Origin of the sequence: Flavobacterium frigidimaris (genome assembly GCF_002217275.1) — a bacterium.
Lineage (GTDB): Bacteria > Bacteroidota > Bacteroidia > Flavobacteriales > Flavobacteriaceae > Flavobacterium > Flavobacterium aquidurense.
Genome location: NZ_MUGV01000029.1, coordinates 43,947 through 61,037, shown reverse-complemented (window position 1 = coordinate 61,037; position 17,091 = coordinate 43,947). Strand labels below are relative to the sequence as shown.

The following is a 17,091-nucleotide window of genomic DNA, read 5'->3' as shown; positions in this document are numbered from 1 at the left end:
TTATTATGGTACAAAAAACTTCGAATGCCTTTATAGCGGCATCTTGGGTAGCTCTTGGAGCTGGAATGGTTGGATATATTGTTGGCCTTGCAAGAGCAGAAATGCTATTAAACGAAAAAGGATATTACTTTACCGTTTTAATGTTTGGCCTTTTTGCTGTTGTTTCATTACAAAAAAGTGTAAGAGACAGACTTGAAAAACTTCCCGTAACGGATATGTATTACGGAATTTGCTGGTTCGGAACATTATTGTCAATTGTATTATTAACCGTTGGACTTTGGAATGCTACTATTTCACCAAGCGAAAAAGGTTTCTATGCATTTGCCTTTTTATTAGCATTATTTGGCGCTATTTCGGTACAAAAAAATACAAGAGATAATATGAGCTTCAATCAAGCTGAGTAAATTTTAGAATTGCACAAAAACAAAAAAGCTCCAATTTTCATTGGAGCTTTTTTTATATCAGAATTTGAGATTATTTACTCAAATACATTTTTCTTCTTGAGTACAATTCATAGAATTGATCATCTTTTAAGTCATCAATAAACAAGATACTTTCTCCAGTCGATTTCATTTCTGGTCCTAATGCTTTGTTTACATTATGGAATTTACTGAAAGAGAAAACTGGTTGTTTTATCGCGTATCCTTTTAATTGCGGATTAAAATCAAAGTCAGTTACTTTATTATGACCCAACATTACTTTTGTAGCATAGTTTACATAAGGCTCTCCATAAGCTTTTGCAATAAAAGGTACTGTTCTCGAAGCTCTAGGATTTGCTTCAATAATATAAACCGTATCATCTTTAATCGCAAACTGAATATTAATCAAACCAACCGTTTTAAGAGCTCTAGCAATTTTATATGTATGATCTTTTATCTGTTGCATTACGAATTCTCCTAAGTTAAAAGGAGGCAATGTAGCATTACTGTCTCCGGAGTGAACTCCACAAGGTTCGATGTGCTCCATAATTCCGATGATGTAAACATTACCATCAGCATCACAAATCGCATCTGCTTCAGCTTCGATTGCTCCTGCTAAATAGTGATCTAAAAGCAATTTATTACCTGGAATCGTTTTCAATAAGTTGATAACGTGCTCCTCTAATTCTTTTTTGTTGATTACAATTTTCATTCCCTGACCTCCTAATACATAAGAAGGACGAATCAATAATGGAAAATCTAAAGTATCTGCTAAGGCAGAAGCTTCATCAGCTGTTTCTGCGATTCCGAATTGTGGGAAAGGAATATGCAATTCTCTCAATAAATCAGAGAAACGTCCTCTGTCTTCTGCTAAATCAAGTGCATCAAAACTAGTTCCGATAATTTTTACTCCGTATTTCGATAATTTTTCAGCCAATTTCAAAGCTGTTTGCCCACCTAACTGCACAATAACACCTTCTGGTTTTTCATGCTGAATAATATCGTAAATATGTTCCCAAAAAACCGGTTCGAAGTACAATTTATCTGCTGTATCAAAATCAGTCGAAACCGTTTCAGGATTACAGTTGATCATAATCGTTTCGTAACCACATTCTTTTGCAGCCAAAACTCCGTGCACACAAGAATAATCAAACTCAATTCCTTGTCCAATTCTGTTTGGCCCTGAACCCAGAACTATGATTTTCTTTTTATCCGTAACAATACTTTCGTTATCTACATAACGCTCACCATTTGCTTTTTCGATTTCAGCTTCAAAAGTAGAGTAGTAATAAGGCGTTTGCGCTTTAAACTCTGCTGCACAAGTATCAACCAATTTAAACACACGGTTCACATTTTTTTCCATACGTAAAGTATGTACTTCACTTTCCAGACAATTCATCATGTGTGCGATTTGTCTGTCGGCAAAACCTTTTTGTTTCGCTTCAAGTAACAATTCTTTAGGAAGATTTGAAATTTTATAGTTCGAAATTTCTTTTTCTAAAGTATATAGTTCTTCGTATTGTTTCAAGAACCACATATCGATTTTTGTGATCTCATGAATACGGCTCAACGGAATTCCCATTGCAATTGCATCATAAATTACAAAAACACGATCCCAACTTGCAAAAGTTAGTTTCTCGATAATTTGTTCGTAGTTTTTATATCCTTTTCCGTCAGCTCCTAACCCATTTCTTTTAATTTCTAAAGATTGAGTCGCTTTGTGTAATGCTTCCTGGAACGAACGCCCAATTCCCATTACCTCACCAACAGATTTCATTTGAAGTCCTAAAGTTCTGTCAGCACCTTCGAATTTATCAAAGTTCCAACGTGGTATTTTCACGATTACATAATCAAGAGTTGGTTCAAAAAGAGCCGAAGTCGATTTTGTAATTTGATTTTGCAATTCATCTAAGTTGTACCCTAAAGCCAGTTTAGAAGCAATTTTAGCAATTGGATAACCCGTCGCTTTTGATGCTAAAGCTGATGAACGAGATACACGAGGATTAATCTCGATCGCAACGATATCTTCTTTTTCGTCTGGTGAAACTGCGAATTGTACGTTACAACCTCCAGCAAAATTTCCGATACTACGCATCATCAAGATCGCATAGTCACGTAATTTTTGAAAAGTTGTATCAGACAAAGTCATTGCTGGTGCAACCGTGATCGAATCTCCGGTATGAATTCCCATTGGATCCATATTTTCGATCGAACAGATAATTACAACATTATCATTCTTATCTCTTAAAAGTTCCAACTCGTATTCTTTCCATCCCATTAAAGCTTTATCAATTAAAACTTCGTGAATTGGAGAAGCTTCAAGTCCGCGTGTTAAAAGCTCATCAAAATCTTCTTTTTTATAAACTATCGCTGCTCCGGTTCCTCCAAGAGTAAACGAAGGACGAATTACAAGTGGAAAACCAAATTCCTGAGCAATTTCTTTTCCTTCAAGGTAAGAAGTAGCCGTTTTTGCAGGTGCAGTTGGTACATTTATTCTTTCTAAAAGTTGTTTGAACTGCTCTCTGTCTTCGGTAATATTAATTGCATTTACATCAACCCCAATTAATTTCACTCCGAAATCCTGCCAAATTCCTTTTTCTTCAGCTTCCAAACATAAATTCAAAGCAGTCTGACCACCCATTGTTGGCAAAACAGCATCAATTTGTGGATGTTCCTTTAGAATTTCAATAATCGATTTTGTAGTTAATGGTTTCAAATATACATGATCCGCCATAGTTGGGTCGGTCATAATAGTCGCTGGATTTGAGTTTATCAAAATAACTTCAATTCCTTCTTCACGAATAGAACGTGCAGATTGAGATCCTGCATAATCGAATTCGCAAGCTTGACCAATAACAATAGGTCCTGATCCTATTATTAAAACTGATTTTATTGATGTGTCTTTAGGCATTGTATTTGTATTGTGTAGTTATATAAAGTACTTTAAAAAACATTCGTAGTGTATTCTAAACTAGAACGTTGCAGCTTTTTTACCGACAAGGTATAAAAAAAGGCGATACTAAAAAAGTAATCGCCTTATGTATGTTTATACAAACATTATTTTTTGTGTCTAGGCTCGCTAGAAACAGTTAATTTATGTCTTCCTTTTGCTCTTCTACGCGCCAGAACTTTTCTTCCATTCGCAGAAGCCATTCTGTCCATAAATCCGTGCTTATTTCTTCTTTTTCTTTTCGATGGTTGAAACGTTCTTTTGCTCATTGCTTTGTATCTTTAAAATGGTATCTAATATCTCTTTTCTGTTTTTGAATATCGTTATTCTAAAACCGAGTGCAAATATACAAAGACTTTTTTTTCTGGCAAGTACTTTAATAAAAATATTTTTAATTCATTTTACTATATTTGCAATCTCAAATATACATCTATTATGTTTAACAAAAATATTAAACTTATTTTAGCCGGACTTCTTGTAGTTGCTGGCATTTGGCAATTTACAGAGAGCAATATCGGGAATGGTATTTTCCTTATATTATTGACTGCAATTCCCATTTTTCTTTATTTTAAAAACGAATTTATCCTTTTAGCCTTCCTTAAATTAAGAAAACAAGACTTTGAAGGTGCTAAAAAGTGGCTAACCTACATTAAAAATCCGGAAACTGCCTTAGTAAGAAAACAACAAGGATACTTTAATTACCTTCACGGAATCATGTTATCTCAAACAAATATAAATCAAGCCGAGAAACATTTCAAAAAAGCAATCGAACTTGGACTATCAATGGACATGGATTTAGCTGTAGCGAAATTAAACCTTGCAGGAGTTGCAATGTCACGCAGAAGAAAGCTTGAAGCAACTAATTTACTGAATGAAGCTAAGAAATTAGACAAACAAGGTATACTGAAAGAACAAATCACAATGATGAAAGAGCAAATGAAGAAAATCTAAACTTCTTTAAATTACAATATTTAAAATCCCAAATTCCAATTAATGGCGTTTGGGATTTTTTTATTTTAGATTGCTGAGTTTAGATTTTAGATTTTTGATTGAGAATAATTATTGAGATTTTTAGAAGCTGATCCCGCTGTTCCTTCCAATCTTTTGCGCCTCCCGATAGCTATCGGGACCGGCACAAAAGGATTTTCCCTCCCATCGGGGCTAGGGCGCTCATTTTCACAAGAAGGTTTATTTTTTTAACTGCTTAAAAATCTTAATCTTCCAATATAATCGAAGGCAAATTCTCATTCAGCCATTTGTATTTATTCAGAATCATAACATGTGTTCCTCCTTTTACGATAATACAACTTTTGATATATTTTATAGGAAAAACATCATCCTTATCGCCATGGATATGAATTACATTTTCATCACGCTGATCTCTATCCCATAAAATAACATTTTCAACAGCCCATTGCAGGTAATTAAGATCTCGCATCGCAAGAAATTTTTCATACAGCTTAATACGTTTATTGATTTTTTCCCCAAAAGAATATTTCGCAAGGTTTTCAATATTCAAAATTAACTTCATCGGAATGAGCTTATAAGCTTTTGTAGTTTTTCCGATTTTCATTCTTCTTGGGAATTCCGTATTACTTCTAACACTCGAAATAATGATTATTTTCCGAACCTGAATATGTTTTGCCATTTCCTGAACCAGAATTCCACCAAAAGAAACACCAATCAAAACCGGATTTTCATGTTTGATGTTTTTGGTTATTCGCAGTGCATAATCAGATAATGATTCTTTAGGATTTGGAATCTCCCACTCCAACAAACACATTTCAAAAACAGATTCATCTAATTTAATTCTTTCAAAAATGGTTGAGCTTGCTGCCAAACCAGGCATAAAATATACAGGAATTTTACTCATTTGGTAGAAAAGGAATTTTAATTACGGTTTTTAATTTCAAGCTAAATTTACTTTTTTTACTAATATGCACAGCAAATCTTACACCATAATTCGATATTAAAACAAATAAAATTACAAAAACAGTATTACGCGGTCACTTAAAAAAATAATTTCATATTGAGAATCAAATGATTACCTTTGTATGCCAAATAATTCGCATTCGATCTTCTTTAAAAGAATTTTGAACGAGTTAAAACCCTAATCTATATTAACATTTTTAACCTACAAAAACATGTCAAATTATGGAACCTATTGAAACAATTATGGAAATCAAAGACAACACTTTCGCAAGACAATTTGAGACCATAACCCCTGAAGGACTAATTTCTGTTGAGTACTCATTTCAGGAAAAGAAAATTTTCCTAACCAAAATTAACACTCCCGAAGGTTTTGAAAATCAAGAATTGATTAATGCGTTACTCAAAAGCATCATGGAAATTGTCATTGAAAAGAAGTTCAAACTAATGCCAATTCATCCAAAAATTGTACTTTTTATCAAGAAAAACCCAAAGTACAAGGAATTACTTCCTCCGGGAATTAGAATTTAATTTCACAATTTCTCTCCACTAAATAAAAAAAGCACAAGAATTAACTTGTGCTTTTTCGTTTTATACAGACTGAGAGATTATTTTTCGATCTCTTTCATAGAATCCATTTTTTTATGTGCCAAGAAACCAGCAACATCTTCAAAATGTTCTTTTACTCTTTTGTTTCCAAATTCAAAAACTTTCGTTGCTAATCCGTCAAGGAAATCACGGTCGTGAGAAACCAAAATTAATGTTCCGTCAAAATCACGCAACGCGTCTTTGATAATATCCTTAGTTTTCATATCAAGGTGATTCGAAGGCTCATCCAGAATTAATAAGTTTACCGGTTCTAATAATAATTTAATCATTGCCAAACGGGTTTTTTCTCCTCCGGAAAGTACTTTTACTTTTTTGGTAATATCATCACCCTGAAACATAAAAGCGCCCAAAATATTTTTAATCTGCGTTCTAACGTCACCAACAGCAATATTATCAATCGTTTCAAAAATCGTAGCATTTTCATCTAATAACGAAGCCTGATTTTGCGCAAAATATCCAATTTGAGAATTGTGACCAATATCAACACTTCCTTCATCGATACCAATTTCTTTCATGATCGCTTTGATCATAGTCGATTTTCCCTCACCATTTTTACCAACAAAGGCTACTTTTTGTCCTCTTTCAATAACAATATTAGCATCTTTAAAAACCACATGATCTCCGTACGATTTAGACAAATCTTTTACCACAACAGGATATTGCCCTGAACGTGCTGCTGGCGGGAATTTTAATTTTAATGCCGAATTATCTACTTCATCAACCTGAACAATAACTAACTTTTCAAGCATTTTAACACGAGACTGAACTGCATCTGTTTTAGAAAATGTTCCTTTAAAACGATCAATAAAAGCCCTGTTATCAGCAATCATTCTTTGTTGCTCATCATATGCCTTTTGTTGGTGTATACGACGGTCTTTTCTTAATTCTAAATAATGAGAATACTTCGCCTTATAATCGTAAATCCTTCCCATTGTAACCTCAATGGTACGATTGGTGATATTATCTACAAAAGCTCTATCATGCGAAATCACCACAACAGCCTTAGCCTGATTTAGCAAAAACTCCTCTAACCACTGAATACTTTCGATATCCATATGGTTGGTTGGCTCATCCAGCAAAATTAAATCCGGTTTTTGCAAAAGGATTTTTGCCAGCTCGATTCGCATTCTCCATCCTCCTGAAAACTCAGAAGTCTGACGAGTAAAATCCTCACGTTCAAAACCTAAACCAACTAAAATTTTCTCTACTTCAGCTTCGTAATTCACTTCCTCGATTGCATAAAATTTCTCGCTTAAGTCCGAAACTCTTTCAATCAACTTCATATAAGCATCACTTTCATAATCAGTACGAACAGTTAATTGCTCGTTGATTTCGTCAATTTCAGCTTTCATTTTAAAAATCTCACCAAAAGCTTTTGACGCTTCTTCCATTACAGTAGCACCGTCTTTAGTCAATAAATGCTGAGGCAAGTAAGCCACAACAGCATCTTTTGGAGTCGATATACTTCCGGTAGAAGGTTTGCTTTGACCAGCAATTATTTTTAGAAGTGTCGATTTTCCCGCACCATTTTTACCCATAAGGGCAATTTTATCATTTTCATTTATAGCAAAAGAAACATCGCTAAATAATGTAGTTCCACCAAACTGAACCGAAATATCGTTAACTGTAATCATTACTCTCTGTGAATTTGTTTAATCGGTTAATCGTTTATTTGACTACCTATTTTTTCGTGGTGCAAAGATAGATTAATTAGATAATTTGGCAATTAGATAATTAGATAATTTCAAGGATTAGATAATGTGCCAATGCGCCAATTAAATAATTTTTAAATTCATAACAAAACAAAACCCGACAGGCTTTAAAAACCTGTCGGGCTTGCTAAAATTATCTAATTGGCACATTGACTAATTATCTAATTAATCCTTTCTCCATTTTTTCGTTTCTTCAAAAATGTGCTCTAAGATCGCTGATTCTGTTTCATTAAAATCTATATTTCTGCGTCCCATAACAAGTTTTGCAGTTTCAAAAGCTTTTTTAGTTACATAAGTTGTAAATCCTGCCGCACCGCCCCAGGAAAAACTCGGAACAAAATTGCGAGGAAAACCACTTCCGAAAATATTAGTGCTCACTCCTACTACAGTTCCTGTATTAAACATCGTATTGATTCCACATTTACTGTGATCTCCCATCATCAAACCACAAAACTGAAGTCCGGTTTTAGCAAAACCTTCTGTTTCGTAACTCCATAACTTTACTTCTTCGTAATTATTTTTCAGGTTCGAATTATTACTGTCTGCACCAATATTACACCATTCTCCTAAAACAGAGTCTCCCAGAAAACCTTCATGTCCTTTATTTGAATTGGCAAAAAGAACTGAGTTTTTAACCTCTCCTCCAATACGTGATCCAGGTCCAACGGTTGTCGCTCCATAAACTTTAGCTGACATTTTTACCATCGCATTTTCGCATAAAGCAAAAGGGCCGCGAATTACGGTTCCTTCCATAATTTCGGAATTCTTACCTATATATATAGGACCATTTGAAGCATTCAGCGTTACAAACTCTAATTTTGCTCCTTCTTCAATAAAAACATTCTCAGGAGCAATAACATTTACACTTTTTGGAATTGGCTGTGATTTTCTGTCTTCTGTCAAGAAAGCAAAATCTGCACGAATGGCAGCATCATTTTTAGAAAAAATATCCCAGGTATGTTCAACTGTCAAACAATCGTCATTATATTGGATGATTTCATACGAATCGAAATCAACCTCTTCCTGATTTTCAGTTGTAAAAAAAGCAATTACATCTTCTCCTTTAAAAATGGCCTGATTTTCTTTTAAATCAGAAACCATTTCAGCAAGCACATCATTTGGCAAATACGCAGCATTGATCATTACATTTTCTTCCATTTCCACCATCGGAAATTTTACAGACAGATAATCCTCTGTAATAGTGGTTATAGTAGAACCTAAACGCGCTTCCCATTTTTGACGAATAGTCATTATTCCGATTAATATATCGGCCACTGGTCTTGTAAATGTAAAAGGTAATAAGGCATTCCGAACGGGACCGTCAAAAAGAATGTAATTCATAAATAAAATATTTGGTACTTGTTAAAATCTTGATTTGGTTATCGAGGCCAAAGTTACAAATATTTATGGGTTTGATTAAAAAGCCCTTTATTCAAAATAAGAAAATAATTGTTTTTTTTGGTTAGCAGTAATATTGTGATTTTATATTGATGATCATTTAACCGCAAAGCGCGCAAAGTTTTTATAATTAAGTTTTAAAAAAAAATAAGTTCGCAAAGCTAAATTTATAAAGCTTTGAACTTTGTATTTTTCCAACATAGTGCCAGACAAAAAATCTTTGCGCACTTTGCGGTTAAATTTTACAACACAAAAAAAGCCTCCCAAATTGGAAGGCTTTTGTATGAATAAAACAGCTATTATTATTTAGCGTGTTTTGCATATTTAGTTTTGAACTTGTCAATACGTCCTGCAGTATCGATAAGTTTAGATTTACCAGTATAAAAAGGGTGAGATGTTCTAGAAATCTCCATTTTTACAACTGGATACTCAACTCCGTCAACTTCAATTGTTTCTCTTGTATCTGCAGTAGATTTAGTAATAAAAACTTCGTCATTTGACATGTCTTTAAATGCAACTAATCTGTAATTTTCTGGGTGAATTCCTTTTTTCATCTTTTCTTTTATTTATTGTTTAGAGCAATTTTATTTTGAAGCTTTTCCATGGTTAGAAAAAGGTGTAAACAAAGGCTACTCTTTTTTGTTTAAAAATTTAATTATTTTTGAGTGTGCAAATTTACAATTCTTTTTTAATAAACAAACATTTAGCTCATTTTTTTTAGTAAAATTCAAAAAGCTTTTTTTCTCTTCGATTATATTGGGAATTGCTATATTTGTGGATTAATTTTAAAACATATAGAAATATGATTAATGAAGTTATAAAAAAGAATGGGATTACTTACGGTGTAATGATTGGAATTGCATCTGCTTTAATAACGGCAACAATATATGCGGTTGATTTAAATTTGTTCACAGCATGGTGGATGGGATTATTAGGTATTGCTATTAGCTTAACTATTTCTATCATTTTACTTTCTAAAACAAAGAGAGAATTAAATGGCATTTTTAGCTTTAAAGAAGCTTTTACTACTTATTTTATTGCTGCAGTAATTGGGATTCTGATTTCGACTTTTTTTAATATTATTCTATTTAATGTTATTGACCCTGGCGCAAAAGACACTTTAAGCGAATTAATGATTAAATATACAGTTGGGATGATGCAAAAATTTGGAACTCCGGCATCAGCTATTAATGAGGCTATTGCAAAAATGAAGTTAAGCAACCCCTATTCAACTTTAGAGTTAATAAAAGGATCTGTTTTTGCAATTGTAATCAGCGCCATTTTTGGTTTAATTTTCGCAGCATTTTTTAAAAGCAAAACTACACAAGAATAAAAAAATAAATGAATTTATCTATACTTATACCGCTTCTTAATGAGGAGGAATCACTGAAAGAACTCTATTCGTGGATTATTAAAGTGATGCAATCTAATAATTACTCTTATGAAATCATTTTTGTAGATGATGGAAGTACGGATGATTCCTGGAATATTATTGAAAGTTTTTCAAATGAGAATCCTAATGTAAAAGGAATTCGTTTCATGAAAAATTTCGGAAAATCCCAGGCTTTACACGCTGGTTTTGCAAAAGCAAAAGGGGATGTCATTATTACAATGGATGCCGATTTGCAAGACAGCCCGGATGAAATTCCCGGATTGTTTGAAATGATTACCAAAGAAAAATTTGACTTGGTTTCAGGCTGGAAAAAGAAACGCTACGACTCTGTTGTGGCAAAAAATCTGCCTTCAAAATTATTTAACTGGGCTGCCAGAAAAACATCGGGAGTTGAATTAAATGATTTTAACTGTGGATTAAAAGCCTACAAAAATACGGTTGTAAAAAACATAGAAGTATCAGGAGAAATGCACCGATACATTCCGGTCTTGGCTAAAAATGCCGGTTTTAATAAAATTGGAGAAAAAGTGGTAATTCACCAGGCCAGAAAATATGGAGAAACCAAATTTGGTATGGATCGTTTTATCAACGGTTTTCTTGATTTGATTACGATCTGGTTTTTATCAAGATTCGGAAAAAGACCAATGCACTTATTTGGTTTATTAGGATCCATTATGTTTATGATTGGATTTTTATTAGCTTTATACTTAGGAATCGACAAATTGTTTATCCATAAAACAAGCCGTTTAATCACTGAAAGACCTCATTTCTATTTATCAATAACATCGATGATAATAGGAACGCAATTGTTTTTGGCAGGTTTTCTTGGTGAAATTATTTTGAGGACCAAAAGTAACGAAGCACGTTATAAGGTTGCCCGAGAGGTTAATTTTTAACATAAACCCCTAGCCCTGATGGGAGGGAAAATCCTTTTGCTTTTTTCTTTAAAAAACAAAAGATTTGGAAGGACAGCAGGAATAGCTCCTGAAAATTATTATTAAAATATAAAAATATACGAATGATGAATATAGCACCTAATATACTGAATGCTGTAAACGAATGGTTGACTCCTACATTTGACAAAGAGACACAAGCAGCAGTTAAAGAATTAATGACAACGTCACCTAAAGAACTTGAAGAGAGCTTCTATAAAAATCTTGAATTTGGAACTGGCGGAATGCGCGGTGTAATGGGTGTTGGAAACAACAGAATTAACAAATATACGCTTGGAAAAAATACTCAGGGTTTGTCTGATTACTTACACGAAGTTTTTCCAAACCAGCCCTTAAAGGTTGTTATTGCTTATGATTGTCGTCATAATAGCAACACACTTGCTAAAGTTGTAGCAGATGTTTTCTCTGCAAACGGAATCCAGGTTTATTTGTTTTCAGATTTACGACCTACTCCTGAATTATCTTTTGCCCTAAAATATTTAGGTTGTCAATGTGGAATTGTTCTTACAGCTTCACACAATCCACCGGAATACAATGGCTACAAAGTATATTGGGAAGATGGCGGACAAATTGTACCTCCTCAGGATGCTGCAATTATTAATGTAATCGAAAATCTAGGCTACGATAAAATTAAGTTTGACGCAAACGAAAGCTTAATTAAATATATTGATACTGAAATCGACAAGGCTTTTATAAAATCGTCTATTGAAAATGCCAGTTTTAATACTCCGGCTGAAGCAAAAGATAATTTACAGATTGTATTTACTTCATTGCACGGAACTTCAATAAAATCTATTCCGGATACTTTATCGCAGGCAGGTTATAAAAATGTGCATATTGTACCAGAACAAGCTGTTCCAGATGGAGATTTTCCAACGGTAAAATCGCCAAATCCTGAAGAACCGGAAGCTTTGACTATGGCTTTGGCTTTGGCTGATAAAACAAATTCAGATATTGTTGTCGGAACAGATCCTGATTGTGATCGTTTAGGAGTTGCTGTTAGAAATAACGATGGCAAAATGATTTTATTAAACGGAAATCAGTCCATGGTTTTAATGACTTCTTTCTTATTGAAACAATGGAAAAAAGCCGGAAAAATTAATGGAAAACAATTCGTTGGTTCTACAATTGTTTCGACTCCAATGATAATGGAATTGGCAACAAGTTATGGTGTTGAATGCAAAGTTGGTTTGACTGGTTTTAAATGGATTGCTAAAATGATTAAAGATTTCCCGGAACTTCAATTTATTGGAGGTGGCGAAGAAAGCTTTGGTTTTATGGTTGGTGATGCTGTTAGAGATAAAGATGCGGTTGCTGCTACCTTATTGATTTGCGAAGTTGCTGCTCAGGCAAAAGCTGCAGGAAGCAGTGTTTATAAAGAACTTTTACAACTTTATGTTGAAAATGGTTTTTACAAAGAATATTTGGTTTCACTGACCAAAAAAGGAATGGAAGGTTTACAGGAAATTAATCAGATGATGATTGATTTACGTAAAAATCCTTTGAAAGAAATCAACGGGCAACGTGTGATTATGGTTGAAGATTACGACTCATCTATTGCATTAAATCTATTGACCGACGAAGAATCTGTAATGGATATTCCGAAATCGAATGTATTGATTTATTATACTGAAGATGGTTCTAAAATTTGTGCCAGACCAAGTGGAACTGAGCCAAAAATCAAATTCTATATCAGCGTAAATGCAGAATTAGATTCAGTTGAAAATTTTGATGCAGCCGAAAGTTTCTTAGATCAGAAAATACAAAATATCATTGCAGATATGCAATTGAAATAAAACATAATGAGTGATAAACTCTTTATAATCAAATTACAATTGTGCACACATTGTGTGCACAATTAAGTATATCTAAATATTTAGAACTCTAATTTACGTTTAGAAATAATGTAAATTAGAGTTTTTTTATTAAAAAAAAGCAAAAAAAAAGCAAAAACAAACCAATTGGATTAATTTTGTGCAGTGAAAAATCTCCAGAACAAATTAATTTTTTAATGCTTGATAATGATTACCAAATCAAAATTTCAGCTTATTAAATCCAATTACCTGAAAAAAAAATTATTGCTGGAAAAGTTGAAAAAAGCCATTGCTCTAGCAGAAAATAACATCAAAAAATAAATGAGTAATTTCAAAAAAATAGTTCCTTTTATATATCCGTATAAAAAATATGCATTCTTAAACATCTTTTTTAATGTTTTGTATGCACTTTTTAGCACCCTTTCGTTTGTTGCTTTAATACCAATGCTTCAGGTATTATTTGACCAAACAAAGGCTAGAAAAGTAAAACCAGTATATCAGGGGATTTTAAAACTCCAACAATATGGCGAGGATTATTTGAGCTATTACATCACTACCACAAAAGGTAATCATGATCCGGGCTACATTTTATCTATAATGGTAGCGATTATAATTTCAATCTTCTTATTAAAAAACTTAGCAGATTATTTAGCTATGTTTTTCATTACTTTTTTGCGAAATGGTGTTTTAAAAGATATGCGAAATGCGTTATATAAAAAAACACTGGAACTTCCTTTAGCTTTTTATTCTGAGAAAAGAAAAGGAGATGTTATTTCCCGAATTTCTGCTGATGTAAATGAGGTTCAAAACTCATTTTTAGCCATATTGGAACTTATTGTAAAAGAACCTTTAACTATCGTTTTTACTATAACAACGATGCTAATTATTAGCACCAAACTAACGCTGTTTGTTTTTATTTTTATTCCGGTATCCGGTTATATTATTTCATTAATTGGAAAACAACTGAAAAAACAATCGACTAAAGCACAGCAAGAACAAGGCGCTTTTTTATCTACCATTGAAGAAACTATTGGGGGATTGAAAGTCGTAAAAGGATATAATTCTGAAAACTACTTTAATACGGTTTTTCAAAATTCAACTGAACGTTTTTTTATATTATCAAATAGTATTGGTAATCGCCAGAATTTAGCTTCTCCTGCGAGTGAATTTATGGGAATTACCGTTATTGCTATTTTATTATGGTATGGAGGGCAAATGGTTTTGATTGACAAAACGTTGAGTGGTCCTTCATTTATTGCCTATATGGGATTAGCTTATAATATCCTGACACCTGCAAAAGCAATATCTAAAGCTTCATACGGAGTAAAAAGAGGAAATGCTGCTGCAGAACGTGTTCTTGAAATTTTAGATCAGGAAAATCCAATTGTTTCAAAACCTGATGCAATCGAAAAAACAACTTTTGATAATAGTATCGACGTTCAAAATATCAATTTCAAATATGAAGAAGCAAGTATTCTAAAAGATTTTTCTCTTCAAATTAAAAAAGGACAAACTGTTGCTTTGGTTGGACAATCTGGTAGCGGAAAAAGTACAATTGCGAATTTATTAACTCGCTTTTATGATGTAAACGAAGGAACAATTTCTATTGACGGAATTAACATCAAAAACATGAGTTTGTACTCGCTTAGAAATTTAATAGGACTGGTTACACAAGAAATCACTCTATTTAATGACACAATAAAAGCAAACGTTTCATTAGGAAAATTAGATGCTACTGACGATGAAATCATCGAAGCATTAAAAATCGCTAATGCTTATGAGTTTGTAAAAGATCTGCCAAAAGGAATTTATACTAATATTGGAGACAGTGGAAGCAAAATTTCAGGCGGACAAAAACAACGTTTATCTATTGCCAGAGCGGTATTAAAAAATCCTCCAATTATGATTTTAGACGAAGCTACATCTGCATTGGATACTGAAAGTGAAAAATTTGTTCAGATTGCTTTAGAGAATATGATGCAAAACAGAACTTCGATTATAATAGCCCACCGACTTTCTACAATTCAGAAAGCAGATGTGATCTTTGTAATGCATAAAGGAAAAATCGTTGAACAAGGAACACATGATCAATTAATTGCACATAACGGCACTTACAACAAATTGGTTACAATGCAGTCTTTCGAATCATAAAGACTAAAAATATCTCACTAACACAGATTAAGGAAATATTAAAACTATATTTAATTTCTTTAATCTGTGTTTAATTTTCTAACTTTATGTAGATTATTTAATTTTCTAAAAAATGTATCTTAATAATCCAAACATAAAACTTCCAGACGACCCCGATACTATTGTATGGAAATACCTTGACTTATCTAAATTTCTTGATTTACTGCTTTCGAAAAAATTATTCATGTCTCGCTCTGATAAATTTGAAGATCAGTATGAAGGCACCTTTAGTGAACCTACATTTGAAGAGATCAAGAAGCTTGCTATCAACAATCCGGATTTCCTGAAATATTACAAAACACAGCGCGAACAAGTTGCTATAAGCAGCTGGCATATCAATGAATATGAATCGTTTGCCATGTGGCAGATTTTCACACAAAATAGTGAAGGATTAGCGATTCAGTCAACGATTGGGAGAATGCAAAAAGCATTGAATCCTGAAAATAATTTTGATCAGTATATTGGCGAGGTCAATTACATTGATTATAAAAAAGAATACATTCCGTTTGATGATTTATTTTTTCCGTTTTTGTTTAAGCGAAAAAGCTTTCAGTATGAGCGTGAAGTCCGCATCATTACTGATACTTCAAAAAGCAGCATCAAATTAAATGACGGATTGAAAATCAATGTTGATATTAATCAATTAATTGAAAAAATATACATTCATCCAAAATCGGAGAACTGGTATAAAAAGCTCGTTATTGAATTGGTAGAACGATTGGGATTTGGTTTCGAAATCGAGAAATCAGATCTGGAAAGCGATATTTTGATTTAGATTTTTTTTTAAAGCTACTAAGGTTCTAAGATACTAAGGTTCTGAGTTTTTTGCCCCAGGTTAAAGAATTAAAAAGGATTTCTTTTTTTAGATTATTAAAAAATCAAAAGCCATTTGAAAATATAAATTTTCAAATGGCTTTTGTATGTATAAACATTTAAAACCTTAGAATCTTAGTCCCTCAGCACCTTAGAACCTCAGATAGGTTTATAATTTTTAACTTCCCATTTTTTAGAAGCTAAATCAATGTAGTTATAATGTAAAACATCGTTTTTATCGAATTGTCCATTTTGGTTAGTATCTTCAATTGTTCTAAAGTACAGACGATTTTTAGATTCGATTAAACTCCAATCTACTAATTCCTGAAGATCTGAAGAAACTTTTGTAAAATTCTCTCCACTAATATCACTCAAATACAATGTTTTAATATCACCTGTGTCAATTTTACCATCTTTATTGGTATCAGAATCTGTTAAAGTGTAGACCATGATTTTGTTCTGAGTTCGGTCTGCAACTGTCTTCAGGTAAGTCGCAGTTAAAATTAAAACTGGCTTATCAGAAAGAGGACGAATAGAATCAGAATCAACTCTTTGAAATTTCAAATTTTGCAAATAACCTGTAATTTCATACTCACCCAGGTTTGAAATAGTAAAACTCACATCATTTACACTCGACGATCCGTAACGTGCTTTTGAACCTTTTTCAAAAACTCTTAAATCTCCAACAGGATGAATTAAATAATTCGTTCCTTCCATCTGAATTGGCAAATCAGCCACTTCTATCTGGGTAGAATCTGTTTTAGTTAACACTTTTGCCTTATTTGAAGCATCATAAATTACTTTCGGCTTCTGAGCTTCATCTTTACAACTCATTACCGTTCCGATGATTACTAAGGCGATATATTTTAGATAGTTTTTCATTTATGCGATTATATTGGAATATCAAATAT

At 32.9% G+C, this 17,091-nt stretch carries 15 protein-coding genes; 8 read left to right on the top strand and 7 right to left on the bottom strand.

Annotated features, from left to right (window positions below; genetic code table 11):
- The first annotated feature begins 5 nt into the window (after positions 1 to 5).
- Entirely contained in the window at positions 6 to 404 is a 399-nt protein-coding gene (gene yiaA, locus B0A65_RS16700) for an inner membrane protein YiaA (protein WP_074659595.1), read from the top strand.
- 70 nt (positions 405 to 474) lie between these two features.
- Here the strand turns inward: yiaA and carB are convergent, their stop codons facing one another.
- Together carB and rpmH are read right to left on the bottom strand one after the other, a co-directional pair.
- A complete protein-coding gene (gene carB, locus B0A65_RS16695) occupies positions 475 to 3,330 on the bottom strand; it encodes a carbamoyl-phosphate synthase large subunit (protein WP_074659594.1) in 2,856 nt (951 codons plus the stop codon).
- A 146-nt stretch (positions 3,331 to 3,476) separates the two neighbouring features.
- On the bottom strand, positions 3,477 to 3,638 hold the full coding sequence (gene rpmH / locus B0A65_RS16690) for a 50S ribosomal protein L34 (protein ID WP_008464848.1): 162 nt from the start codon (positions 3,636 to 3,638) through the stop codon (positions 3,477 to 3,479).
- A 166-nt stretch (positions 3,639 to 3,804) separates the two neighbouring features.
- Here rpmH and B0A65_RS16685 point away from each other — a divergent pair, with 166 nt between their 5' ends.
- Positions 3,805 to 4,320 carry a hypothetical protein gene (locus tag B0A65_RS16685; RefSeq protein WP_074659593.1) on the top strand — a complete coding sequence of 172 codons (516 nt, stop codon included), beginning with the start codon at positions 3,805 to 3,807 and terminating at the stop codon, positions 4,318 to 4,320.
- Positions 4,321 to 4,582: 262 nt separating this feature from the next.
- On the opposite strand, the gene B0A65_RS16680 is transcribed toward B0A65_RS16685, so the two are convergent.
- Complete coding sequence (locus tag B0A65_RS16680) at positions 4,583 to 5,242, bottom strand: alpha/beta hydrolase family protein (RefSeq protein ID WP_074659592.1); 660 nt, start codon at positions 5,240 to 5,242, stop codon at positions 4,583 to 4,585.
- A 302-nt stretch (positions 5,243 to 5,544) separates the two neighbouring features.
- Between B0A65_RS16680 and B0A65_RS16675 the strand changes: the two genes are divergently transcribed.
- Positions 5,545 to 5,829, top strand: coding sequence for a GNAT family N-acetyltransferase (locus B0A65_RS16675; RefSeq protein ID WP_074659696.1), 285 nt, complete (start codon positions 5,545 to 5,547; stop codon positions 5,827 to 5,829).
- Positions 5,830 to 5,906: 77 nt separating this feature from the next.
- Here the strand turns inward: B0A65_RS16675 and B0A65_RS16670 are convergent, their stop codons facing one another.
- The 3 genes from B0A65_RS16670 to B0A65_RS16660 form a co-directional block, all read right to left on the bottom strand.
- Entirely contained in the window at positions 5,907 to 7,541 is a 1,635-nt protein-coding gene (locus B0A65_RS16670; protein WP_074659591.1) for an ABC-F family ATP-binding cassette domain-containing protein, read from the bottom strand.
- A gap of 243 nt (positions 7,542 to 7,784) precedes the next feature.
- A complete protein-coding gene (locus B0A65_RS16665) occupies positions 7,785 to 8,960 on the bottom strand; it encodes a GlmU family protein (protein WP_074659590.1) in 1,176 nt (391 codons plus the stop codon).
- A gap of 359 nt (positions 8,961 to 9,319) precedes the next feature.
- Positions 9,320 to 9,571, bottom strand: coding sequence for a type B 50S ribosomal protein L31 (locus B0A65_RS16660; RefSeq protein WP_059116365.1), 252 nt, complete (start codon positions 9,569 to 9,571; stop codon positions 9,320 to 9,322).
- 248 nt (positions 9,572 to 9,819) lie between these two features.
- On the opposite strand from B0A65_RS16660, the gene B0A65_RS16655 reads away from it, so the two are divergent.
- From B0A65_RS16655 to B0A65_RS16635, 5 genes are all read left to right on the top strand, one after another.
- The gene (locus B0A65_RS16655) at positions 9,820 to 10,350 is read left to right on the top strand and encodes a DUF4199 domain-containing protein (RefSeq protein WP_074659589.1); all 531 of its coding nucleotides are present in this window, start codon (positions 9,820 to 9,822) and stop codon (positions 10,348 to 10,350) included.
- Between the two features lie 8 nt (positions 10,351 to 10,358).
- Positions 10,359 to 11,306, top strand: coding sequence for a glycosyltransferase family 2 protein (locus B0A65_RS16650; RefSeq protein WP_074659588.1), 948 nt, complete (start codon positions 10,359 to 10,361; stop codon positions 11,304 to 11,306).
- 125 nt (positions 11,307 to 11,431) lie between these two features.
- Positions 11,432 to 13,159 carry a phospho-sugar mutase gene (locus tag B0A65_RS16645; RefSeq protein WP_074659695.1) on the top strand — a complete coding sequence of 576 codons (1,728 nt, stop codon included), beginning with the start codon at positions 11,432 to 11,434 and terminating at the stop codon, positions 13,157 to 13,159.
- A 339-nt stretch (positions 13,160 to 13,498) separates the two neighbouring features.
- Positions 13,499 to 15,328, top strand: coding sequence for an ABC transporter ATP-binding protein (locus tag B0A65_RS16640; RefSeq protein WP_074659587.1), 1,830 nt, complete (start codon positions 13,499 to 13,501; stop codon positions 15,326 to 15,328).
- Positions 15,329 to 15,440: 112 nt separating this feature from the next.
- Complete coding sequence (locus B0A65_RS16635) at positions 15,441 to 16,142, top strand: hypothetical protein (RefSeq protein ID WP_074659586.1); 702 nt, start codon at positions 15,441 to 15,443, stop codon at positions 16,140 to 16,142.
- Between the two features lie 197 nt (positions 16,143 to 16,339).
- Here the strand turns inward: B0A65_RS16635 and B0A65_RS16630 are convergent, their stop codons facing one another.
- On the bottom strand, positions 16,340 to 17,062 hold the full coding sequence (locus B0A65_RS16630; protein ID WP_074659585.1) for a CREC-EF hand family protein: 723 nt from the start codon (positions 17,060 to 17,062) through the stop codon (positions 16,340 to 16,342).
- Positions 17,063 to 17,091: the final 29 nt, after the last annotated feature.